Raw genomic sequence first — 25,043 nt, forward strand, 5'->3', positions numbered from 1 at the left:
AAGGTGAAGGGAACGGGGAGCCGGTCTGCAGGAGGCCAGGGAGCCTCTTGCCTCACTTTAACCGTGAAGAGGAAGGCCCCGAATGGGAGCCTTTCTTTTCGCATCTCACAAGGATAGAATGTTGACTATACTTACACAACTAAGCAGATGCTTCCGGGGCGAGTTGTGCCGGTGAGATATCAAGGAAGGCTATGCTTACACAACTTTTAGGGGGAATCGGCATGATTATTGGCGTACCCGCAGAAATCAAGAATAACGAGAACCGCGTCGCCATCACCCCGGCCGGGGTGGAAGCACTCCGGAAGGCAGGTCATGAAGTCTACATCCAAGCTTCAGCCGGAGCAGGCAGCGGCATGGGTGACAAGGAGTACTCAGATAAAGGTGCAGTGATTCTGGATACGGCTGCTGAGGTCTGGAGCAAGGCAGAGATGATTATCAAGGTGAAGGAGCCGCTGCCGGAGGAGTACGGTTATTTCCGCAAAGGCTTGATTCTATTCACCTATCTGCATCTGGCACCTGAAGCGGAGCTGACCAAAGCGCTGGTGGAGAGCAGTGTGACCGCCGTGGGCTATGAGACGATTCAACTTGAAGACGGCTCGCTGCCGCTGCTGATTCCGATGAGTGAGGTCGCCGGACGCATGGCGGTGCAGATTGGTGCCGGGCTGCTGGAGAAGCCGCATGGCGGCAAAGGCGTTCTGCTGGGCGGGGTACCTGGCGTACAACCGGGAGAGGTGGTCATTGTCGGCGGCGGAATTGTCGGCACAAATGCGGCGAAGATAGCACTGGGCATGGGGGCACGCGTCACCGTACTGGATCTGAATGCGGGCCGTCTGCGTGCGTTGGATGATATTTTTGGCGGACGGCTGGTGACCGTGATGTCGGATTCCTATTATCTGGAGCAGGCTGTGCGCCGGGCGGATCTGCTGATCGGGGCAGTGCTGATTCCCGGTGCCCGTGCGCCGAAGCTGGTTAAGGAGTATATGGTGAAGCAGATGGAAGAGGGCTCTGTCATCGTGGATGTTGCAATTGACCAGGGCGGGTCGATTGAGACCATTGACCGGATCACCACGCATGAGAACCCGACGTATGTGAAGCATGGCGTAGTCCACTACGCCGTAGCCAACATGCCTGGAGCGGTCGCCCGGACTTCGACACTGGCGCTGACCAATGTGACGATCCCCTACGCGCTACAGATTGCCAATCTGGGCATTCATGCGGCTGCGGTGAAGAACGCTGCGCTTGTGAGCGGCCTGAATGTGGTAGCTGGACAGGTAACCAATGCTGCAGTGGCCGGGAGTCTGGGGTATGAATACGCGGATGGAATCCAGGTGCTGGCTGCGGGCGGGGAGAACTGATCTTAAGAGGGGAGAAGCAGGGCTGCACACTGTAGTTCTCCCCGTATTTTCCAGGAAAGTTGACCTTCAAAAAAAGGCTTGTCAAATGGATTAAGGTTTGATATACTCATTTTTGTTGTCACAAAGAAAAAACATAAATTTGGCTCGTTGGTCAAGGGGTTAAGACACCTCCCTTTCACGGAGGTAACATGGGTTCGAATCCCATACGAGTCACCAATATGCGGTAGTGGTGGAATGGCAGACACGCTATCTTGAGGGGGTAGTGGGTGTATACCCGTGGAGGTTCGAGTCCTCTCTACCGCATACTAGGAAATGAGCAGGAACTCTTGAATGATCAAGGGTTTCTGTTTTTTTATTATTATTAACTCAACTTTCGCACCTAGAAAAATGGCTTAAACCCTTGAGCGCGTAAGGAGAATTCTGTAGGTTTACTTGTATTTACAAAACACACCTCGCTTTTCCAAACTTTTTGCCACTCTTCACCTTGGAAAAACCTTAAGGCAAGTGGTATTTCAAATCTTTAGATCTTTCCAGTTTAGCCATTTTTCAAATCGTATTCTCGTTAGTTTTCGAAGGAAAGAACTGGTTTCAGCTTCTGGAAAGCGACCGTGCAGCAGATCTTCCTGGTAAAGATGTTGTTTACCGTTTTTTAAATCAAGCTTCGTTTGCTTGGCGACGCTTTTTGCAGGCTTTAAGTCTTCGTATTGTATGTCATTTCGAATCGCTTACCTCTTCTCAGCTCGTAAGCGTGTTCATTATCGGCGATTCCGTTTTGAGCCGAAACCGTAGCAAAAAAGCAGAGTTTTTAGTACGCGTTTTTGACCATTCTATGGGCAAATTCACTAAGGGCTACACCATACTAACCCTGAATTGGTCGGAGGGATTTAGCTTTGCTCCACTTAATTTTGTCATGCTGTCTTCCGCTAAAATCACCAACCGGGTATGCGAAATGTCTAGGGCTCTCTCCAAGCGCAGTCATGGGTACAAACGCCGGCTGGAGGCTTTTTTCGGAAACCAGATGCGGCCCTTGCTATGCTAAAACAGGCACTGCATACAGGATTTACCGCCGACTACGTCCTTATGGATAGCTGGTTTACACAAGCTCCACTTCTTCGTGAGCTTGCGGCCCAGGGGCTTCCTGTTATTGGTATGGTGAAAGAGATGAAGCGGCGTTATCTCGGGCAAGGCAAGCGACTGACACTGCGTGAGGTATTTCAAAGCCTTCCTGCCTCGAGGGCAAAAGACATTAAAGGCTCCGTCATCGTACAAACAGCTTGTGGACTACCCATAAAGCTTGTTTTTGTCCGCAACCGGAATGAAAAACGGGAATGGCTAGCCATTTTAAGTACCGATGTGACGCTGGATGCCGTTGAGATTGTAGGGTTCTACGGCATGTTCCGTTTTAAACAATACGGTAACAGCGAGGCCACTGAAAAACTAACCTTTCCTGGTAAAGTCACAATCATATCTCAAAAAGACGACATCCATTCGTTTCTTCCGAATGGATGTCGTCTTTTTCTTGTTATTATTAACTTTCGTTTACTCCAAGAACCTAAGGGTAACATAATCTTAGGGAGGGGAGGAGCCCTGCTTTGTTTACGTTTCTCAAGGAGGTACGAATGAGTGAATGCCAAGCGGCTAACGAAACCTAAGGAAAAAGTTCAAGAACTCCAAGGAAAGTTAGGTCATGCGGTCAAGGAGAATAATAAGCGTAAATTCCAAGCCTTGTACGACAAAGTCTACCGGTGGGATGTACTATGCGAAGCCTGAACACGGGTGAAAGCGAATAAGGGAGCTGCGGGAGTGGATACCGTAACGCGCGCAGATGTTAAAGAACAAGGAGAAACAAGATTCCTCAAGGAATGCGAGCGAGAACTAAAGGAAGGCAAGTACCATCCGCAGCCCGTACGGCGGCACTACATTCCCAAGAAAGATGGGAAGCCCAGACCGCTAGGCATCCCGACCTTACGGGACCGAGTGCTGCAGATGGCAACTAAACTACCGGTCAAAGTAGTTCAGGTAGATATTCGCAAGCGAAGAAGAGCCAACGGAGGAGATGGATGACGTACGGTTTGATGAGGAGGGGTTGGTTTAAAGCCAGCCCTTTACTCTAGTTCAAAAAAACTGTTGCTCATGATTCTGTTATAACTGTGTTGACGAATATAGTATTTTACTCGTTTTTAAGAGTGGTCGAGGGAAATGGAGATTTTAACTTTGTTTGAATGAAAAGTACCTTTTTAGACATTTATATTAAAAAAATTACAACATTTTCATGTTAGGTATTGCACAATATAACCAAAAGTGTAATTATGTAAGTGTATATATGTTTTTTCTTTGTTTAATTATGGGTTTATATATTAATGATTACATATTTGTATCTTTGACAAATTAATAATAATGGTGTGGAGGTAATTATGGTTATTAATGTTCAAGGTGTTACTAAGATTTACAAAGGTTCAGGTGGATCTGAGATCTTTGCTAACGATGACCTGAATCTAAGTGTCAAAGAGGGTGAGATTTTAGGCCTTTTAGGTCACAATGGAGCAGGGAAAACGACTCTGGTAAGCCAGATTATAGGTTTAACTAAGCCGACTCGAGGCGAGATTTATGTTTTAGGGAAATCGGTAATTAACGACCCTGCCCGTGCTCGGAAATTATGTTCAATCCAGCCGCAGTCTCAGGTGCCGCTAGGAGAGCTGACTCCTTTGAAAGCGGTTACTATTATGGGGGAAATGCGAGGAGGGAAACAATCTGAAGTCATAAAACAGGCAGAGAGGCTATTTGAAGCACTGGATATCAGCCAATGGTCTAAGACGGAAGGGACCAAGCTATCCGGAGGCGTGCGCCGATTAACCGCTTTTTGCATGTCTGTGGTGCAGGCCGGGAAAATTATCATACTGGATGAACCTACCAATGATGTGGACCCTGTCCGTAGGCGATACCTCTGGAATGAAATCCGTAACCTAACCAAAGAAGGCGTGTCGGTAATTCTAGTAACACATAACGTTCTTGAAGCAGAGAAGGCAGTAGATAGAGTAGCCATTTTACATAAAGGAAAGATCATTACGCAAGGTACTCCGTCAGAGGTGAAGGGTTCAATAAGCAGTCATTTACGTATTGAAGCGAGTTTATCCGCAGGAATAGACAAAGTGGATCTCCCGGGCTGGGCTCTTTCATCCAATCAAGATAATGGGCGTATTGCAATATACATAAATCCAAATACTGTAGTCGAGGTAATTGAATGGGCGAAGTCTCAAATAGACGAAGGGAAGTTCCTGGATTATTCATTGTCCCCAACCTCACTTGAAGATGTGTATGTTAAATTGACAGGAGGAAAGGAGGGTTCGGCGCTATGAACTTTATAAAGCAAGTTAATTATGTATTTGCTATGCAATTTAATAGAACCAAGGGATTCCTCGTGTTCTTTGCCATTATTCAAATCATGGTTTCAGTAGGGATTGTTATTGGTTTTACTTATCTGTTTGAAAATCCTGATTCAAATTCGATGCTGTTTCTGGCAACAGGTGCTCCAACGATCATTCTGACAATGACGGGGTTGGTTATTTTACCGCAACAGTTGGCTACTTCAAAGGTCGAAGGATATATTGAATTTATTCGCACATGGCCAGTAAATCGCGCATCTGTTATTGTTTCGGATACATTGGTATGGCTGATGATAACGGTACCCGGAATATCGATTGCAACCATTATTTCACAGCTCACCTTTCAACCTGGATTTGATTTTTCGTGGACCATTGTTCCGGCATTTCTGCTTACTGCACTAACCTGTATTGGAATTGGTTCCGGTTTTTCTTATGCGTTGCCAGGTAATGCTGCTATGGCGCTTTCTCAAGTATTGGCATTTGCAACGCTCATGTTCTCACCAATTAACTTTCCGATTGATAGACTGCCGGAATGGCTTCAGCTCACCCATCATGTCTTGCCTATATATTCAATGGCGGAAGTGATGCGTTCTGCTATGGCTGCTTCTACTTTCGCAGTGGACTGGTGGCACTATGTTAATTTGTCCATTTGGTGTGTTCTCGGTTATGGAGGCGCAATTTATATTCTGAACAAGAAATAATATTCTTATCCAACTATGCCAACGGAAAGGGATGATTTCTATTATCGGAGTGGTCGCGGTGGTAGGAGCAGGAGTAATGGGGGGAGATGTCGCGGCGACGGCAGCATTCCATGGATATAAAGTCATTGTAAAAGATGTTGATCCTGAGGCTCTGGCAAAGGCGCCTCATATCATTCGCCAGAATATCAGAAAGTATAAGATGATTTCTCAGGATCTTCAGAATTGGAATATATCGGACATTCTCTCCAGAATTACGTTTAGTGACAGCTATGAAGGCTTTGAGCAGGCATCCTGGATTATTGAGAACACCACTGAGGATGTAGAGGTGAAAAGTGCAGTCTTCAGAGAGCTGTGTGAAGTATGCTCATCAAATGTAAGGTTTGCTGTAAATACCAGTTGTATTACAATTACCCAGCTGGCAGGTCTTGTTCCCCAGCCTGAGCGAGTTATTGGAATGCATTTTATGAATCCCGTGCCGTTGAAAGGCATTGTTGAGACGATCCGGGGGTTTCATACTTCTGATGAGACGATTGAAGCTTCCGAAGCTTTTCTTAGAAGCCTTGGTAAGACATCGGTTCTAGTTCAGGATTCTCCGGGCTTCGTATCAAACCGACTATCACACTTGTTCATGAACGAGGCAGCCTTCTTGGTTCAAGAGCAGGTGGCTGAGCCGGAACAGATTGACACATTATTCAAACAGGGATACGGCCATAAGATGGGCCCGCTGGAAACTGCGGATCTAATCGGGCTGGATACCGTTGTGCGTTCTCTTGATGTACTCTACCAAAATTATCAGGACCCTAAGTTTCGGTGTTGTCCGCTTCTGAAAAAGATGGTTGACGCCGGGCTGAAGGGCCGTAAAAGTGGTCGGGGCTTTTATACATATAATGAGAGAGGAATATGAATTTGAAGGACATAAAATGTGTAATCTGGGACCTCGACAATACTCTATGGGAGGGGGTACTGCTTGAGGGAGATCAGCTTTACTTGAAACCGGGTATTTCGGAGATTTTACAAATTTTAGACTCAAGGGGTATTCTTTTATCTATCGCCAGTAAAAACAACTATAAGGAAACGATGGAGTACTTAGAACAAGTTGGACTTGCCCATTACTTTCTCTATCCGCAGATTGGATGGGGGCCCAAATCTATTTCTGTAGCTAATATCCAAAAAAGCCTGAATATCGGTATGGACACCATTCTTTTTATAGATGACCAGATCTTTGAGCGGGATGAGGTAAGCGCGGCACATCCGGAAGTTAGTATTGTGGATGCTTCTAACTATAATAAGCTGCTGGGAATGGCAACTCTAATGCCAAAAGTAATCACTGAGGATAGCTGCAGGCGCAGGCTAATGTATATAGAGGAGCAACAGCGCAAAGGGGACGAGCTAGTATACCAAGGTACGCCCATTGATTTCTTGAAAAGCCTGAACATGGTATTCACCATATCTAAAGCTAACGAATCGGATCTGCAGCGTGCAGAGGAATTGACGGTTCGCACAAATCAGCTTAACTCAACGGGAGTTCAGTACAGTTCTGATGAACTTAAGGAATTGTTAAATTCCCCGCATCATCATTTGTGGATTTGTGAGCTGACGGATAAATACGGCTCTTACGGTAAGATTGGGTTGGTGCTGGTAGAGGTACAAGAAGAGGCTTGGGTTATTCATCTGTTGCTGATGTCCTGCCGGGTAATTTCCAGGGGAGTAGGAACCGTCCTGCTGTCTTTCTTGATGAAAGAAGCCAAAGCGCAAGCTAAAGGATTAAGAGCTGTTTTTCGGCGGACAGAACGTAACCGCCAGATGTTATTGACCTATCAGTTTGCTAACTTCGTGGAACGTGAATGTGTTGAAGATATCATAATCTTTGAGAACGATCTTACGAAGATTCAAGAATACCCGCCATATATTCAAGTGGATTCTCTTAGTAAAGGAGGAATAGCATGATGGAAACTGCGGAAAAAGCACGTTTGCGCATTCGAACTTTTATTGAAAACAATATGAACGAAATGTTTGATGATAATGAGGTTCACGACTCTGACAACATCTTTGAAAAAGGCTTCGTCAGCTCTTTGTTTGCTATGCAGTTGTTGAATTTTATCGAACAGGATTTTGCTATAGAAGTTAAGGATGAAGATATCCTGCTCTCTAACTTTAGTTCGGTAGATCAAATGTTGTGCTTAATAGAAAAAGTTAAAGGAGGCTCGTATGCATAAGGAATTTCAACAATCGATTCTTTCAAAAGCTACAGAGTATGCTGAGAAAGTAATCAGACCTAGAGCAGGAGAGTTCGACCGCCAAGAATATCTGCCTCGGGAGATTATTGATGGACTGGCTTCTCGAGGGCTATTAGGGGCTGCTATTCCTGAAAAATATGGCGGATTAGGCCTAGACCCTCTATTCTATGGATCTTTAACTGAAATTATAGGCAAAGCCTGTTGTTCTACACGTGCGTTATTGACAGTACATACTTCACTTGTTGGTGAGACGCTGGTTAAACTGGGAAGTTCCGCACAGCGTGAGCGTTACTTGCCAGAGATTGCTAAAGGAACAAAATTAGGCTGTTTTGCATTATCCGAATCTGGTGCGGGCTCAGACGCTTCTTCTGTCAAAACCCAGTATACAAAGAAAGAAAATATGTTTATTCTCAACGGCAAAAAAAAATGGATTACGTTTGGCGGCATAGCGGATATTATCTTGGTCATTGCTGCTGAAGCTGATACACGAATAATCACCGCCTTTATAGTGGAGCGCACAATGCCGGGTGTCGAAGTCAAACCGATGAGTGGCTTGTTAGGGAGCAGAGCAGCCCATGTTGCCGAAATCTCATTTACAGACGTAGAGGTGCCGGCAGAGAATGTTTTGTGCAATGTAGGCGAAGGGCTTAGCTTTGTTGTTAATACAGCCCTGTTCTATGGCCGTTACAGCATAGCTTGGGCCGGTGTGGCCATCGGTCAGGCAGCGTTGGAGGAAATGGTGAGTTACGCAAGGACCCGGGAACAGTTTGGACAGAAAATTGGCAAGTTCCAATTGGTCCAAGGTCTTATTGGTGATGCGGTTACACAGGTCCATGCTGCAAGAGCGCTATGCATTAGAGCTGGAGAGCTATCCATTGCCGGAGATCATAGTGCTGTTATGGAAACCAATATCGCCAAGTATTTCACATCGATTATGGCCCGCCAAGTAACGTCTGACGCAGTGCAGGTATTCGGCGGCAATGGATGCTGGAACGAATATCCGGTAGAACGATTATTCCGTGAATCTAAGATTCTTGAAATTATTGAAGGAACATCACAGATTCAGCAATTGATGATTGCTAACTATGGGATGAGGAAATATCGCAGACGCTAGCTTTCTCTCATAAGGAGGTCAAAATGTGTACATATAATAACTTGGTCGAGGCACTTCGAGATCATGCTCGAGATGATGTTGGGATACACTTTCTTAACAACGCATTAGATGACGATTTTTTCTCCTATTCAGAGCTTTTAAATGAGGCAGGTAATTTCCTGTCAGCTTATCAGTCAGTTGGAGTGAACATTGGCGATGAGATGTTGTTATTGTACAAATCACCACGCGCTTTTGTGGCAGCATTTTGGGCCTGTCTTTTAGGGGGGATTGTGCCGGTACCTCTTGCTTTTCCTGAGAATAAGGATGAGATGCTTAAGCTATTTACAGTGTGGGGCATCTTGGAGCAGCCATGGATTACCACCGACAATGATACTCTGTTTAATAAGCTGAAATCCTTCTCTGATGAGGAAAATCTGTTGTCAGTTTATGAAGGGATGTCCTCTCATCTTTTTTACCCGGAGCAGATTGAGTGCGCTGGACGGGAACCTTATTTCCCCGTAATTCATTGCAAAGACATCGCCTTTATTCAGTTTTCTTCAGGATCTACCGGAGATCCCAAGGGTGTGTTACTTACGCATGAGAACCTCATGCACAACATTTATGACATTATTTCAAGTAACAACGTGCAGGATACGGATTCCTTTTTGAGCTGGAAGCCCATTTCACATGATTTCGGAATGATCTGTTTCCATCTGACTCCGATTGTTGCTGGCTTGCAGCAATACCGTATACCCACGAATACCTTTGTTTGGAATCCGATGTGCTGGTTCTCTGCAGTCAACAAATATAGAGCTACAATCCTGGGATCTCCCAACTTTGGCTTCAGACATTTCCTTAAACGGTTCAAGCGAGATACTGCACAAGCGGAGCAATGGGACTTGAGCTGCGTAAAAATTATCTTTAATGCGGCTGAACTTATATCGACTTCGTTATGTGAAGAATTCACAAAAGAGCTAGGGGACTGGGGCTTGCCCCCTGTGTCGATTAAGCCCGGCTACGGATTAGCTGAATCTACGCTCATTGTAACGGTTGTTCCGCCGGAAGAAGGGATATTAACGTATACGGTTGACCGGACGCAATTGGCATCGGGCCAGCCTGTCCGATTTGTTGAGCATACGGCACAAGAAGCATTGCAATTTGTAGATTGCGGCTTGCCTTGTGAGCACAGCGAGATCCGAATTACTGATGATATGCGAAGGACATTGGGGGAAGACACTGTAGGACATATCGAAGTTAGAGGATTGTGCGTTACTTCAGGATACTACAAGAACGCTGAAGCTACCCGTGCAGTTCTCAGCGAAGAGGGGTGGCTTGACACACAGGATTTAGGATTCCTGCACAATGGACGTTTGATTATGGTGGGCCGATTGAAGGAAATGCTTATTATCGGCGGAATAAATTACTTCCCTCATGATATCGAACAGGCCATACTGCGCGGTATGGGAGAAGATAAGCTAAATCAATATATTGTTTGCGGTGTACCTAATCCTGAATCAGGCACAGAGGATTTAGTGATATTTGTATATTTTAAAAAGAGCAGCGAAGAGTTTCTGCCTATTATAGAATTTGTTCGCAAGCAAGTATTGGATGGGTTAGGGCTGAAAGTAGACTACGTATTGCCCGTCAAAAAAATCCCGAAAACAACGAGCGGAAAAGTACAGCGTCATAAGTTAATCCGAGACTTTCTTGATGGGAAATTCGCTGGGAACATGGATAATTCAAATTGGGTACATCCAAAAAGAGCTTCAGCTGATATTTCACAAGCCCCCTCGCCCTTACATAAAGAAGAAATGTTAACGGTGGTAAGAGAAGAAGTAGAGAATCTATTGGGACGCAGCGGTATAGATATGCATGCTGGTTTGGTAGATCTTGGACTGAGTTCGGTCAAGCTAATGATACTTCAAGAAAACTTGGAGAAGCGTTTGGGTGTTGCTATATCGAGTACAGCAGTTCTGGACTATCCAAGCATTAGTGCTTTGACAAAGCTATTATCGCAACAGGAGGATCTTAAGGAATCCGGCGAAACTGAACGTCCTGCATCCGCTGAAGGCGGGAACATTGCAGTAGTAGGTATAGGATGTCGTTTTCCTGGGGGAGTGGATTCACCGGAGCGTTTTTGGAGTCTGCTAAGCGAAGGAATAGACCCTGTACAAGAAATCCCGGAATGGCGTTGGGAGAAAGATCCACAGGCCCAAGCGGATCTAACTACGCGCATGGGTGGCTTTCTTGATAATATTGATGCATTCGATCCGCTCTTCTTCGGGATTTCTCCGTTAGAAGCTGAGGCACTTGACCCTCAGCACCGGCTTCTTCTGGAACTGACTTGGGAGGCGCTGGAGGAGGCCGGGTGGAATCCCAAGTCTCTTAAGGGCAGCAATACCGGCGTTTTCGTTGGTATTGCCGGCAGCGATTATTTACAGGTTGGCCGGGATCTGGGGCATGCACCTGGACCATACACTTTTACGGGAGCAATGCTCAGTAGTGCAGCCGGCCGTCTCTCTTACGTCTTTGGTCTTCAAGGGCCTTGTATGGCCATTGACACTGCTTGTTCTTCTTCACTTGTAGCAGTGCAACAGGCCATGTTACAGCTTAGGGCTAATACTTGTGACGCCGCATTGGTCGCAGGCGTCAACCTGATTTTGCGAGCTGAAGGGCATGCCAGCTTCTCTAGAATGGAAGCCTTATCGCCTTCGGGCAGATGCCGTAGTTTTGATGAATCGGCGGATGGCTATATCCGGAGTGAGGGCGGAGTCGTGCTTGTTCTCAAACGTCTGGAGGATGCCTGTAAAGATGGAGATCATATTTGGGGAGTTATTAAAGGCGCTGCAGTCAACCATAACGGTCAGAGTGGAGGCTTTACGGTACCCAGCGGGCTGGCACAACAACAGGTTATTCGTCAGGCCTTAGCTGATGCTGAACTCAAGCCGGATGATATTGATTATTTGGAAGCACACGGTTCGGCCACCAAGCTAGGAGATCCCCAAGAGATGAATGCGCTGGTAGATGTATTCGGTGGGAGGGAGCGTCCTCTTTATATAGGAAGCGTTAAATCTAATATAGGTCACTTGGAGACGGCCTCAGGATTAGCCGGGCTTTGCAAAATTTTATTATCCATGCATTATAAGCAGATTCCGGCTAACTTGCACTTTAATAAAGGGAACCCGTTGATTAAATGGAACGAGATACCTTTTACCATTGTGAATGAGGTACAGGAGTGGGAAGCCCGGGACGGATTGAGACGGGCGGGCATCAGTTCATTGGGGATCAATGGTACTAATGCACATATTGTGGTGGAGAACGTACCAAGTGAGTTAACAAGTTCAGATGTAGGGCTCTCGGAGCCATCAAATCTATTTACGGTTTCGGCCAGGACTGAGCCGGCCCTGCGTGAGTATGTGAGAGCTCTGGCTGAGTGGTGCCGCAAACCTAGTGTGGGGATTACAGAGCTTTGTCGTACGGTGAGTATAGGCAGAGCAACTCTAACCCACCGGCTTGCCCTCAGTGTCGATAACATGGATACGCTTGCCGCACGCCTGGAAGCCTTGGCGGAACTACAGATGCCTGTGGGAGTGAAAGCAACTGAACAACCGGGAATGATAGTGTTCCTATTTACAGGTCAAGGTTCACAATATCATGACATGGCTTGTGAATTGTACCAGCAGGCTCCCGTATTCAAGGACAAGCTTGATGAATTGGATGCAGCATTCCAGTCTCAGATCAATGTGTCCCTTGTCGATTTAGTGTATGGTCACTCAAATGATGCATTGCAGCGCCCTTTGTATGCCCAACCCCTAATTTTCTCGATAGAAATAGCGTTGGTGCATTATTGGGAATCTCTTTCCATTATTCCAGATCTACTAATTGGGCACAGCATTGGGGAATATGCTGCGGCCTGCATAGCAGGCGTGATGAGTCTAGAGGATGCTGTGTATATGGTGGCTACCCGCGCTAAGATTATGGATGGAACTCCGGTCCAAGGCCGGATGATCGGTGTACTTGCCGATGAAGTCAAGGTAAGGGAGCTTATAGCCGGTTATGATGATGTATCAATAGCCGCTGTAAATGCCCCTGAGAATATCACCGTATCTGGTGGAACAGCCAGTATGGATAATCTGATACAGCGTGCTAAAAAGAAACGGATTTTCATTGAAGAGCTAGAGGTATCACATCCATTTCATTCCGTACTTATGCGTGACGACGCAAGGAAGATGGAGATGATGCTGGCAAATCTGAAGTTTCATGCTCCATCCCGGCGCTTGATATCCGCCTGTACCGGTACCTTCGTTTCAGAAGATACAATTATGAATGCGGCTTACTGGGGAGACCATCTAGTAGAGCCTGTGCTCTTCTCAGAAGCGATAACCACTGCGGTAGCGGCAGGGGGGAGTTTGTTCTTAGAAATCGGATCAACCGCTACCCTAAGTGGGTTGGTTGCTCAGAATATTAGTAATCCGGATATTCTAGTACTGCCAAGTTTGCGTAAAAATCGATTAGCATGGAAACAGATGCATGAGTGTATGGGGCAATTGTGGCAGCTAGGGTACCCTATTAATTGGAAGGCTCTCTATGGTGGACATGCTGCTCGCATTGGCAATTTACCGCATACCCCCTACGAGCGTCAGAGAGTGTGGTATTCCGATAACAGAATTGCTGCTTTGCCCGGAAATATATTGCAATCTGAATCGATCAGAAGTGAGGTTGCAGCGACTCTTGAGGCAACGCCTGCTTGGGATGTAGACACCAGTGGAATTCAGAAGCAGCTTAAAGAAATGATTTCACAGGTGACTGGTGCTGCTGCCGCTGAGATCTCTGGTTCCCTCAACCTGTTTACTCTAGGGTTGGACTCTCTGATGTTAGTGCAGCTAGGGAAGAATATCAGAAAAAGTTTCGGAGTGGATATTCCTATAAAAACCTTCTTTGCAGAATTACATACTGTTGAACTACTGGCGAACTATATCTTAAAAAATCACACGGTACCAGTACCTGCTTATCAGGTTCCGGTGAAAGTAGAAAGTAATAGTAATTCTGATGATGTGCAACAGATTATTAACCGTCAGCTAACCATTATGGAAGAACAGTTGCGCCTGTTGAATGGTGTTGTTGTACCAGATAAGAAAAAAAATGCTTCAAGCTCGCCGCCTGTTAGTATCACTAGCTCCAGGGGCATCAAGCTCACGGAGGATTCACTAACACCGCGTCAGCAAGAATTCTTGAACAAATTCATCATTCGATGGAACTCGCGCACCCGGAAATCTAAAGCATATGCCTCTGAGTATAGAGAAACGCTGGCTGATTGGATCGTAAGTCTTAACTTTAGCCGCAGCATTAAAGAATTAGTCTATCCATTGGTTTCGGCAGAGTCCCAAGGCTCCAAGTTCTGGGATGTAGATGGAAATGAATATCTGGATACTGCAATGGGCTATGGAGTATCATTTTTTGGACATAAGCCTGAGTTTATTATTGAGGCAATTCGTAATCAGCTGGATAAGGGCTTCGAGCTTGGACCTCAATCGCAATTGGTTGGGGAGGTAACCATGCTGATCCGTGAGCTTACTGATGTGGAACGTGTGGCTTACTGTAATACAGGTACTGAAGCCGTTATGGTCGCTTTGCGATTGGCGCGATCGGTCAGTGGAAGAAGCATGATAGCTAAATTTACCAACTCTTTCCATGGAAGCTTTGATGGTGTTTTGGCAGAAGCTGATGGCGGTTATAGCCAGCCTATGACCTCAGGCATACCGCAGTCTATGGTGGAGGATACGGTAGTACTGCGATATGGTAGCGAGGAATCCCTTGCGGCTATCCGCAAACATGGGTCGGAGTTGGCAGCCGTATTGGTAGAGCCTGTCCAAAGCCGGAATCCAGGGCTTCAACCAAGGGAATATTTACATCATCTAAGGGCTATTTGTTCAGAGTATGGCATCGCTTTGATTTTTGATGAGATGGTGACAGGCTTCCGTATTCATACGGGCGGAGCACAGGCGTATTTCGGGGTTCAGGCGGATATCGTTACTTATGGCAAGCTGATTGGCGGCGGCATGCCGATTGGTATAGTGGCAGGCAAAGCACTGTATCTGGATGCAGTGGATGGCGGTAACTGGTCGTATGGCGATGAGTCAGGACCGTCAGCTGAGACAACCTTCTTCGCAGGCACCTTCTGTAAGCATCCTCTGACAATGGCTGCTTCCAAAGTAGTGTTGGAGCGCTTGAGAGACAATGGAACAGCTCTGATTGACGAGATTAATGAACGCACCCGCTGCTTTGTTGAGCGTTCTAATGCTTATTTTGCTGAAGCGGGTGTGCCCCTTACAACCTTACAGTTTGGTTCGATGTACCGGTTTGTTACAGGGGTCTCTACAGATATGAGTGTATTGTCATTAGAGATTAATCTGTTCTTCCGTCTGATGATGGAAGCAGGTGTGTATGTGTGGGAGAGGCATACCTGCTTTTTCTCAGCAGCTCATACCAATGAGGATTCAAGTAAGATTCTGGAGGCATTGCGGTACAGTGTGGAGACACTGAGAGCCGGAGGCTTTTGTTTCAGAGCGGTAGAAGATCCCAAAGACCCCATTGATCCGAATGAGATGTCTAAATCCAGCCCGATTCAGTTTGGATTGTCTTCTGAGGAGCGCAGGGTTTACATCATGTCTAGGTTCAAAGGCGGCAACGAAGCCTATCAAGTACGCGGCTTGCTCGCCATGGATGGAATTCCTAATATTCCTGAATTAAAGAAAGCTTTTAAATCCCTATCCGACAATCATTTGATGTTGCGAAGTTCATTCCATGTCAAGAATTCAGAGGTAATCCATGTTATTGCCGAAACCATAGAACCTGAATGTATACATGCCGATTTACGGAATGGCGACAGCTTGGAGCGGTTTGAAGTACTATGGAAGCGCCCATTTGATCTTACTCAAGCTCCTCTATGGCGGTGGGGACTATTGGTAGATCATGATGGCTGTTATAAGCTCGTATTTTGCTTTCATCATCTAATTGTGGATGGCGCTTCTATAGATATCATTCTGCAAGATTTGGAGCAAGTTTCCAGAGGTGCTATTCCACAACAATCTTTTTTCACTTATCAGGATTATGTACAAGCAGAGAAAGTATTTCTAGCAAGTCCTGAGGCTTCCCGGCAAAGGGACTGGTGGCTAAAACAACTGAGTCCCCTGCCTGCTGGGCTTAACTTGCCGAATGATGAATTAAGACCGGCAATTAATACATTCAAGGGAGCAAGCAGATTTTTCACTATAGAGTCTGAAATGCTATCTAATGTGAAGGTACTGGCTCGGAAGTATCAAACCACTCCTTTCATGTTATTTTTGGCAGCTTGGGCAGCATTTTTAGGACGGATTGCAGTTCAGTCGGACTTCTGTATCGGCATTCCATGGAACCGGAGAAACAACAATGATCTTGATGGCATAGTCGGTATGTTTGCGCAGACGCTGGTATTACGGCTACAGCCGGAGCCAACGCTATCATTTGAAGAGTTTCTGGCGTCCGTTAAGGAAAGATGCCTGGAGGCTTATGGAAATCCGGAATATCCATTAGATAGGTTATTGGAAGATTTAAATGTACCGCGGGATTTGGGGCGAAATCCACTATTTGATGTCATGTTTATTTATGAGAATGGCCAGCAGAGAATTGTGGAACTTGGTGGAATTCAAGGCGTGCCGGAAGAAGTTCCAACGGAACATGCTACTTTTGATCTGACGCTAGAGATGATCGAGCGGGACGGTCAACTCTTCTCCAGTATTAATTATGCTGTTCCTTTATTTAGTCAATCGAGAATTGACGAATGGATCATACAATTTAAGAGCTATTTACACGAAATGATTCTTAATCCTTCCCAGTCATTAGATGAAATACGACTTCTAGGAGAAGATGAAGAGGAAGAACTAACAAGCAAAGGAATGGGGCCCGAGGTCAAGCAGACAGGAGCAATGACTGACAGGATCATGGCTGAAGTAGTTAAGGAACAGAGTGATAAGCCTGCAGTCTGGTTTCGGCAGAGAGAATGGACATATTCGGAGCTTGATGTCCGCGCAGGAGCTTTGGCTGCAAGAATGGCGGATATTGGTATAGGCAAAGAAGATATAGTGGGCATATTGTTGCCTCGAACACCAGAAATGCTGGCAGCGATGCTTGCAATTCTTAAGGTGGGGGCGGCATGGCTGCCATTGGACTTGTCATATCCAGATGAAAGCTTGCATTACATGTTAGATAACAGCAGAACGAGCCTGGTAATATGCGAAGCTTCCTATGAAGGCCGCTCCCATTTCTCTATACCTACCTTAGATCCGGCTGATGTAATGGAATATAAGACGGAATGTACCTTTGAGAATCAGAGCAGCACTGAAGATTTGGCTTACTTAATATTCACATCCGGTTCAACAGGCAGACCAAAGGGCGTGCAGATCGAACATGGTTCTTTGGCTAACTTCCTCTGTGGTATGGCTAAGGCATTGAATTGGACGCGGGGAAGCCGGACAGCTTGTTTGACTACCATTAGTTTTGACATATTTCTGCTAGAAACATTCCTCTGTCTGTCTCAAGGGGGATGCGTGGTTCTGGCGGATGAACGTGAGACAGCTGATCCCCAGTCTATAGCACGACTTGTACGTGAGGGACAGGTGGACATTTTACAAATGACGCCTACACGGTTGCAGTTAATTCTGACGGACCCGCAAGTGATGAAAGAGGTTATGGGTTCCATTCAGACCCTCATCGTTGGAGGTGAAGCCTTTCCGAAGAAGGTGCTGCCAATGCTCCAGCAGTTCGAATCGTTGAGGATATTCAATGTTTACGGACCAACAGAGACATGCATATGGTCCACATGCAAAGAGCTGACCTCTGCTCAAGAGATTAACATAGGTGTTCCTATACAAAATACACAAATCTATTTGCTGGATGCCTATAGACAATTGGTTCCTGAAGGAGTAGAGGGTGACCTCTGGATTGCAGGAACAGGAGTGGCTAGAGGATATATCAATAATCCTAAGCTAACTGCAGAACGTTTCACCGAGAATCCCTTTTATGAAGGAAGAATGTATCACACGGGAGATCGAGCAATATGGAAGGGGTCAGAACTAGAATTTGTCGGTCGCAATGACGATCAAGTCAAGATTCGCGGTTATCGTATCGAACTTGGTGAAGTAGAGGAGGTTATTAAACAACATCCTGCTATCGCCAATGCTGTTGTGGCGGTACAGGAGCTGGGCCCAGGTAACAGTGTATTAGCCGCGTACTTTCAAACGAAACCCGGAATGGAGATAGTCAAGGATGGGCTTATGGAATGGATTGCAGACCGTCTCCCTGAATATATGGTGCCTGCAAGGTTATCAGAGCTGTCTGTCATTCCGCAGACTCCGAATGGAAAGATAGACCGGAAGGCTCTGCCTGCAGCACCCGTTATTGTTACTGTTCGTAATGAAAACATCGAAGAACCTCTATATCAATTGGACACTACTCTGCTGAATATATGGAGAACATTCGTGGGTGAGCGCGATATTGGGATCCACGATAACTTCTTTGATGTGGGTGGAAACTCATTTAGCCTTGTGCTGGTGCAGGCTGAGTTAGAAAAGATCTTCCCGGGTGTTGTCTCGGTAGCGGACTTGTTTGCGAATCCTACGATTGCACGGTTGAGACATTATATTCATAGTTCCATTTCTAGTGCGTCTACAGGACAAGAAGGTGTACTAACCCTTGCAGATTCTTGGTTCAACCATTCTTCCGGGAATGAAGGGCGTTTTGCAGCGACTCTGACCCCGGGAATGGTTCGGACTTTAAGAGAAATGGGGACAGAGAATAATAAGGTCAGCATCTCAGAAATCATAATGTCTCTATTTGCTGTATACCTGCACAAGGAATTAGGGCAAGAAACAATACCTATCTGGTTAATAGCAGATTCGGAAAGAGCAGGTTTCATTGATTTTGATTTTGGAAGACGCTCGGATATTGGACAGATGCTCAGTGAATGGTCTTCTGCTGTTCAGTCATTTAGTGATTATCGACTCTTACAGACGATAAGCCCATTAATCACTGCAGAGAACGGGGTGCGAGTGGGATTCATCACAGACCATGGACTTGATTGGCATCGTGTGCTGAATGACCTGGATTTCGTGCTTGCACTTGAAGGAGCGGACGAAGAAATCAAGCTCGCTATTTATTATAATGGACGCCTAAAGGCGGCAATTATACGGAACCACCTGAACCGATTAATAAAGATGCTGAATATAGTGATTAGCAAAACTAAATCAAAAGGAGATACTTCATGAGCCAAATAGTTGCAATGTTTCCTGGGCAAGCATCTCAATATGTGGGTATGGGTAAAACATTATTCGTGCGCCATGAATCGGTGCACCAACGATTCTCGAAAGCCTCGGAAATATTGGGCTTTGATCTGTCTGAGTTGTGTTTCAACGGACCTTCCGCTACATTAACACAGACTGAAAACACTCAACCTGCGATTCTTGTTCTTAGTGTGGCTATGTTTGAAGTGGCTCAAAAGGAAGGGTTTCAGCCTTCTTTTTTGGCTGGTCACAGTCTCGGTGAGTTGTCTGCGCTGACGGCATCTGGTGTGTTGGATTTTGAAGATGCTGTCAGGCTGGCGCGAATTCGGGGAGAGGCTATGGCTGCATGCTCTACAGGCATTAAGACAGGAATGTCAGCAGTAACTAATGTTGAAGCGTCCCAAGTTGAAGTGATAGTGGCAAAATTACAAGCTGAAGGATATAGTGTCCAGATCGCTAACTACAATACCCCGTTGCAGACAGTATTGTCGGGAAGTGCTGAAGGGCTACAATCCGCAGGAGAACGTCTGGTTGCCATAGGAGGGAAGGTACATCCGCTGAATGTAAGCGGCGCATTCCATAGTACCTTTATGTCAAGTGCGGTTGAGAGAATGGTTGCTGCTATGGAGCCTATGAAGTTTGGGGATATGTCAATTCCTGTTATGAATGGACTTGAGGGCCGGCTGTATACGAAAGATGATGATATTAAGTCTATTCTTGCAGCTCAATTGACTGGACCAGTACGCTGGACCACGGTGCTTGACCGATTATCCGAAGAGCGCATAGCGCTGTGGCTGGAGATGGGACCAAAGGATGTTCTCAAAAAAATTGGATTACAAACATTTCCTGATAGTAAATTCTATGCCTACGATGATGAAGCAGACAATGAAGCTAGTAGAACACAGCTTGCGGCAATTCTTCAGAATAAAGAGCGACTGCCAAACCTGGTGGGACTTTGCCTGGGTGCAGCGGTAAGCACACGTAATACAAATTGGGATGAGGCGGCTTATCATAAAGGTGTTGTGGAGCCTTACAAAAATATCCAAAACCTGTACGACAAGGCTGCAAAAGAAGGGCGTACTCCAAACCACGAAGAAATGCAGGAAGCATTAGCTCTATTGCGTCAAATTTTTATGACTAAGGGCATTCCTCCAGAGGAACAGTTTACAAGATTTAGTTTGTTATTAAAGGCATCGGAAACTGACCGGGATTTTCCAGAGTACTTGACAACGGCTAAGGAGGGCTGTTGATGGTAACACCGATTTTCAGTCTTGATGATATTGATCTTAATGATATATCGGATAGCTCGTCTGACACTGAGCTTGTGATACATTCCGAGAATTTGCGCCCCCTTTCCCGGGCAATTGCCATTATCGGTATGGACGGTAAAGTGGGTGAAGCGGAAAATCTGGAGTTATTTTGGGAACTATTAGTGAATGAGCGGGAGGGGCTTAAATCTCTCTCGGAACAAAGACGCCGAGACTTGGATAACTATACAAAAACAAGAGGCCTGGAGTCCCCTCTTCCTGAAAACGCATATGTTAAGGGAACTTTTTTAACAGATTTAACCGGTTTTGACCCTCTTTTTTTTGGTATATCCCAGCAAGAGGCAAAGTATATGGATCCTAACCAGAAAATTTTCCTGGAAACGGCATGGAAAGCATTAGAGGATTCAGGGTACGGGGGAAAGGAAATACAGGGATCGGATACTGGAATCTATGTAGGATTCTCATCAGACTTTGGTGAAGCTTACCGGCATATGTTGACGTCACTAGACCCGGATGCGTCTGAAGTTGCGGTAGCCGGGAATATTAAATCGATTATAGCAAGCAGGTTGGCATACCATTTAGATCTTAGAGGCCCTGCTTTATTGGTCGATACGGCCTGTTCCTCGGGGTTAATGGCCATGTACTTAGCTTGCCGCTCCATTCAATCAAGGGAATGCTACATGGCTATTGCCGGTGCTGTCAAATGTGACCTTGTTCCTTTGTTAGAAAGTAAGGAGAGCAGAGTAGGCATAAAAGATATTCAAGATACATTTGCTCAGGATGGACATACCCGCACCTTTGATAATGCTTGTGCAGGTACTACGGCAGCTGAGGGTTCCTTTGCTTTTGTATTGAAGTCACTGGAAGCAGCGGTAAGAGACGGAGACACTATCCGAGCTGTAATTCTGGGAGGAGCCGCTAATCAAGATGGTGCTTCTAATGGAATTACCGCTCCTAACTCTGAGGCTCAGGAAATGTTAATTGTTCGGGCCTTGAGAGATGCGGGTGTCTCCGCTGAGAGCATCAGCTACATTGAGGCTCATGGGACGGCCACCCGCCTCGGAGATCCCATTGAGGTCAGCGGCATTCAGCGTGCTTTCAAGCATTTTACGAACAAGAAGCAATTCTGTGCGATCGGTTCTTTGAAAACAAACATAGGACATTTAGACAATGCTGCAGGTCTTGGGGGAGTAGCGAAGATAGTGTTGGCCATGCAGCAAAGAGTGCTTCCTGCCAGCTTAAACTTTGCTATACCCAACCGTAGTATTCCTTTTGTGCAGTCTCCTGTATATGTAAATAATCAGACTGTATCCTGGCCAGGGGATCAAGATAAGGCTGTACGCGCAGGAATCAACAGCTTTGGGCTTAGTGGAACCAATTGCCATTTGATAATGGAGTCTGCTCCGGTTCTACAGCAGCGCTCACGTTCTACGGAACCAGGCCCGCTCCTGCTACCTTTGAGTGCCAAAAATGAGATGGCGTTAAAACAATTAGCCGCAGCTTACAGTAACCGTATAGCGGAGTCTACTGTAGACTTGGCTGATGTAGTTATGACTGCTTCGCGGGGACGTCTGCATCATAATCTGCGGTTGGCGGTTGTTTTCGAGACCCGTGACCAATTATGTTCATTGCTGGAACGGTATGCGAACAACGGACCGGAGATGTTGTCTGACACATGCTTGTTCTATGGGGAGTACCGCCTCATTGCAGATGGAATGAATCGGCGCCGTTCTACAGATATAACGGAGATGGAACAGGAGCGTATGAGCCATGAGGCGATGACTATGATTGAGGGTAGTCAACACAGGCCGACAAAAGAAGTTCTGCTCAAATGGGCACAGCTCTATATCGCAGGGGGAGAGCTTCCTTGGAGCCAGCTTACTATCGATTTGGAAGCCCGGCGCATCCCGCTGCCAACCTATCCGTTTCAACATATACGTTGCTGGCCGGAACCTTCTCAGGATGGAACTGATACCAGCTTGAACCCGCTCCATCCTTTATTAGGTACGTCATTGGTGCATACCATTGGACACACATTAATCAAAAGCATTCTCGGGCCTGAGACTCATTGGGAGCTGGCTGAACATAAAATCCAAGGTACATATCTACTACCCGGAACGGCTCTTGTTGAAATGATGATGGATTATGCGGGGAGACATAACGGGCAAGACATGTCTTTGTATTTTAAGGATATCCGCTTTGAACAGCCGTTCATGGTGGATCACGAATCCTCTAAAGAGCTGCATCTTCTTGCAGAGGATGACGGTGGTCGTACGCACCTCCGGTTTGCCAGTCTTTCGTCTGATGGTGAATGGGTACAGCATGCTGAAGGGTTCTGGTATAACGAAGACATTATACAGCCGGACATTCATTCTAAGGTTGATTTAGAAGCGATAAGGGCACGAATGAACCGGTCCGTTGCGATGGACTCAAGTGAAGACTTGGCTAGAGGATTAGAGCTTGGGGGGCGTTGGGTTCATTCTTTTGTGAGCGGTATGATTGATGATTCTGCGGAGGAATTTTTAATCGAACTTTCTTTGCCTGCTGAATATATGGGGGATGAAGCCGCCTATACTCTGCATCCCGCTTTAATGGATAACGCAGTGAATGCGGCTAACAATATGATGGGAGAAGGAGAACTCTATCTACCATTGTCCTACGGCAAGTTAGTTGTACACCGACGTCTTCCGGCCCGTTTTTTCACGCATTTACGTAAGACCCATGGAGTAAAGGGAGACCCTGTTCACCGTTTCGATATTAACCTGTATGATGCCCAAGGCAGTCTGGTCGTTGAGATCCGTAATTATTGTATAAAGTCTGCTTCTGAAGCGTTCTCTGGAACGAAGGGGGCTAATAACTATGGACGTAGAGAGGTTTACCGTCCTTATCCCTTGCCTATGCCGAAGCAATTACCTTCTGGAACGGTAGTACTGGCAGGAAGAATCTCCAGAACCTACGAGCGGTTGTTGCAGGCTCTGAAAGAGAGAGGACACCGCGTAATTGAGATTACCTCGGATTCCGGTGATTGGGAGCAGCCGTTAAAGTTGTTATCTAATGAATGGCTGTCTCAGGCGATTTTTGTATGGGACACTCCAGGAGCTCTCAGCAGCCAGCTTGAGAGTTGGGGGGAGGTTGATGAGGCTGTATATCAGGGGGCCGCTTTCTTAAAGGCATGGTCAACCGCCAGACTCAAGACTCAAGCAGGTGTGATTGCCCTTACCCATAGGGGCTGGTCTGTGGGCGATGACGAAACAGATCTACATCCGGGGCAGGCGGCTTTGGGGGGCCTGTGGCGTGTAGGCGCTCTTGAGTTTGAGACAATGAACTTACGCTGTATCGATCAGGACGAAGAGACTTCTAGCGATGTTATGTTGGATGAATTTGCGGATGTTGGCAGACCGACATTTTTGGCTTACAGAAAAGGGCAGGCCTATGAGCCAGTCGTAGAAGACTGTGCTGTGCCAACGCAAGCTGCACTTCCAGTGCCAGTGCATTCAGGAATGTTTGTTCTTAGTGGAGGAACGGGCAGTCTTGGAATGGAGGTAGCGGGACTTTTGGCCCGGCGCGGGGTAAAGCGAATGGCTTTATTAGGTTATCGTACTATTCCAGCAAGGGATTCCTGGGAGCATTTAGTTGAGAGCTCAATGGATGCTGAACTGGTTATGCGACTGAAGCAATGGCTGGAGTTGGAACGGGTGTTAGAGGTATTGGAGGTCCGCTCAGTTAGAATCGAAGACTTTGAAGCAGTTGCTGCTCTCATGTCGGAGCTTCGTAGTGACCACGGACCGATTCAGGGTGTTATTCATCTGGCTGGCCGGGCAGGATCAGGGTTCTTATTTCAAAAAACGGAAGAAACCTTCCGCGAGGTATATGCCCCGAAGGCTAATGGCGCTTTGAATCTGCATCTTGTAACGTTGGAGGATCAACCGGAGATCTTTATACAGTTCTCAAGCATCTCCTCGCTGCTGCTTAATCCCGGCCAGTCGGATTATACAGCAGCTAATATGTTTATGGATTCGCTGGCTGCATATAGACGGCAGATGGGTTTACCTGCTTTAAGTCTTCAATGGCCGGCGTGGCGTGAGACCGGTATAGCCTGGCGGATGAATGCTGTAGATGAAGACGAACTATTTACCCCTCTGAACACCGATGAGGCTTTGGCGCTATTCGATAGGATTGTATGGAGAGGCCAGGAGCTTCCACCTGTTATTATGCCTGGAAGGACATTCAAAACGAATGGTTATATACAACAAAAGCCAAAGATGCTTCACAATACAGTGCCACAAAAAAGGACACAAATTACACTGTTGGGTATCACTGAACCGGACGAATTCGATTTGGAAGTGGCGGGCATATGGGCTCGTACACTTGAATTAGACAAAGTAGAGGCCGACGATGAGTTCAGTAGTATAGGAGGCAATTCTCTGCTGACATCACAAATGCTCAGGGAATATGAAAAAATCTATCCCGGGATAATGGAAATTGCAGATCTCTTCACTTATACGACCATACATAAACAAGCGGGATATGTAAGAGAACAGCTTGGTAAAGCTGCTTCTGCAGCTACAGCTCCGATTACAGATTTCAATAAAAATTTGGACGAAATACTTGAGCTGGTAGCAACGGGAGAACTGACGGTCGAGGAATCTTCTTCACGCTTAGCCAATAAAAAAATGAAGGAGGGATAACA

Annotated in this window: 13 protein-coding genes and 2 tRNA genes; all 15 read left to right on the forward strand. The window is 46.2% G+C overall.

The window, feature by feature from the left end; all coding sequences use genetic code 11:
- The first annotated feature begins 221 nt into the window (after positions 1-221).
- The 15 genes from ald to NYE24_RS26805 all read left to right on the forward strand — a co-directional run bounded on the left by ald (position 222) and on the right by NYE24_RS26805 (position 25,041).
- Positions 222-1,355: an alanine dehydrogenase gene (gene ald, locus NYE24_RS26735; RefSeq protein WP_342477081.1), complete on the forward strand. Its 1,134-nt coding sequence runs from the start codon at positions 222-224 to the stop codon at positions 1,353-1,355.
- Positions 1,356-1,496: 141 nt separating this feature from the next.
- Positions 1,497-1,571 (forward strand) — tRNA-Glu (locus NYE24_RS26740).
- A 4-nt stretch (positions 1,572-1,575) separates the two neighbouring features.
- Positions 1,576-1,658: transfer RNA gene (locus NYE24_RS26745), tRNA-Leu, on the forward strand.
- Positions 1,659-2,037: 379 nt separating this feature from the next.
- Positions 2,038-2,394: a hypothetical protein gene (locus NYE24_RS26750; RefSeq protein WP_342477082.1), complete on the forward strand. Its 357-nt coding sequence runs from the start codon at positions 2,038-2,040 to the stop codon at positions 2,392-2,394.
- Complete coding sequence (locus tag NYE24_RS26755) at positions 2,388-2,978, forward strand: hypothetical protein (RefSeq protein WP_342477083.1); 591 nt, start codon at positions 2,388-2,390, stop codon at positions 2,976-2,978. The genes NYE24_RS26750 and NYE24_RS26755 overlap by 7 nt, the downstream gene beginning before the upstream one ends.
- On the forward strand, positions 2,979-3,125 hold the full coding sequence (locus NYE24_RS26760; protein ID WP_235218485.1) for a hypothetical protein: 147 nt from the start codon (positions 2,979-2,981) through the stop codon (positions 3,123-3,125). It begins immediately after the preceding gene.
- A 644-nt stretch (positions 3,126-3,769) separates the two neighbouring features.
- Positions 3,770-4,711, forward strand: coding sequence for an ABC transporter ATP-binding protein (locus NYE24_RS26765; protein ID WP_342477084.1), 942 nt, complete (start codon positions 3,770-3,772; stop codon positions 4,709-4,711).
- Positions 4,708-5,439 carry an ABC transporter permease gene (locus NYE24_RS26770; RefSeq protein WP_036697200.1) on the forward strand — a complete coding sequence of 244 codons (732 nt, stop codon included), beginning with the start codon at positions 4,708-4,710 and terminating at the stop codon, positions 5,437-5,439. Before NYE24_RS26765 ends, NYE24_RS26770 begins: the two co-directional genes overlap by 4 nt.
- 31 nt (positions 5,440-5,470) lie before the next feature.
- Positions 5,471-6,343, forward strand: coding sequence for a 3-hydroxyacyl-CoA dehydrogenase family protein (locus tag NYE24_RS26775; RefSeq protein WP_036697198.1), 873 nt, complete (start codon positions 5,471-5,473; stop codon positions 6,341-6,343).
- Positions 6,340-7,386, forward strand: a complete 1,047-nt coding sequence (locus tag NYE24_RS26780; RefSeq protein WP_036697195.1) for an HAD-IIIC family phosphatase — start codon at positions 6,340-6,342, stop codon at positions 7,384-7,386. Before NYE24_RS26775 ends, NYE24_RS26780 begins: the two co-directional genes overlap by 4 nt.
- Positions 7,383-7,655, forward strand: coding sequence for a phosphopantetheine-binding protein (locus NYE24_RS26785; RefSeq protein WP_051493787.1), 273 nt, complete (start codon positions 7,383-7,385; stop codon positions 7,653-7,655). The genes NYE24_RS26780 and NYE24_RS26785 overlap by 4 nt, the downstream gene beginning before the upstream one ends.
- Positions 7,648-8,790 carry an acyl-CoA dehydrogenase family protein gene (locus NYE24_RS26790; RefSeq protein WP_076159004.1) on the forward strand — a complete coding sequence of 381 codons (1,143 nt, stop codon included), beginning with the start codon at positions 7,648-7,650 and terminating at the stop codon, positions 8,788-8,790. The genes NYE24_RS26785 and NYE24_RS26790 overlap by 8 nt, the downstream gene beginning before the upstream one ends.
- A 23-nt stretch (positions 8,791-8,813) precedes the next feature.
- Positions 8,814-19,070 carry an amino acid adenylation domain-containing protein gene (locus NYE24_RS26795; protein ID WP_342477085.1) on the forward strand — a complete coding sequence of 3,419 codons (10,257 nt, stop codon included), beginning with the start codon at positions 8,814-8,816 and terminating at the stop codon, positions 19,068-19,070.
- The gene (gene fabD, locus NYE24_RS26800) at positions 19,067-20,335 is read left to right on the forward strand and encodes an ACP S-malonyltransferase (protein ID WP_342477086.1); all 1,269 of its coding nucleotides are present in this window, start codon (positions 19,067-19,069) and stop codon (positions 20,333-20,335) included. Before NYE24_RS26795 ends, fabD begins: the two co-directional genes overlap by 4 nt.
- Positions 20,335-25,041, forward strand: coding sequence for a beta-ketoacyl synthase N-terminal-like domain-containing protein (locus tag NYE24_RS26805; protein WP_342477087.1), 4,707 nt, complete (start codon positions 20,335-20,337; stop codon positions 25,039-25,041). The genes fabD and NYE24_RS26805 overlap by 1 nt, the downstream gene beginning before the upstream one ends.
- The last annotated feature ends 2 nt before the right edge of the window (positions 25,042-25,043 follow it).

It is taken from the genome of Paenibacillus sp. FSL H7-0350 (genome assembly GCF_038593195.1).
Lineage (GTDB): Bacteria > Bacillota > Bacilli > Paenibacillales > Paenibacillaceae > Paenibacillus_AQ.

Bases quoted from the DNA above. Each gene is read 5' to 3' on its own strand.
- NYE24_RS26755 (WP_342477083.1), top strand. From the start codon at position 2,388: ATGCTAAAACAGGCACTGCATACAGGATTTACCGCCGACTACGTCCTT.
- NYE24_RS26790 (WP_076159004.1), top strand. From the start codon at position 7,648: ATGCATAAGGAATTTCAACAATCGATTCTTTCAAAAGCTACAGAGTAT.
- NYE24_RS26785 (WP_051493787.1), top strand. From the start codon at position 7,383: ATGATGGAAACTGCGGAAAAAGCACGTTTGCGCATTCGAACTTTTATT.
- NYE24_RS26770 (WP_036697200.1), top strand. From the start codon at position 4,708: ATGAACTTTATAAAGCAAGTTAATTATGTATTTGCTATGCAATTTAAT.
- NYE24_RS26765 (WP_342477084.1), top strand. From the start codon at position 3,770: ATGGTTATTAATGTTCAAGGTGTTACTAAGATTTACAAAGGTTCAGGT.
- NYE24_RS26780 (WP_036697195.1), top strand. From the start codon at position 6,340: ATGAATTTGAAGGACATAAAATGTGTAATCTGGGACCTCGACAATACT.
- fabD (WP_342477086.1), top strand. From the start codon at position 19,067: ATGAGCCAAATAGTTGCAATGTTTCCTGGGCAAGCATCTCAATATGTG.
- NYE24_RS26795 (WP_342477085.1), top strand. From the start codon at position 8,814: ATGTGTACATATAATAACTTGGTCGAGGCACTTCGAGATCATGCTCGA.
- NYE24_RS26805 (WP_342477087.1), top strand. From the start codon at position 20,335: ATGGTAACACCGATTTTCAGTCTTGATGATATTGATCTTAATGATATA.
- NYE24_RS26775 (WP_036697198.1), top strand. From the start codon at position 5,471: ATGATTTCTATTATCGGAGTGGTCGCGGTGGTAGGAGCAGGAGTAATG.
- ald (WP_342477081.1), top strand. From the start codon at position 222: ATGATTATTGGCGTACCCGCAGAAATCAAGAATAACGAGAACCGCGTC.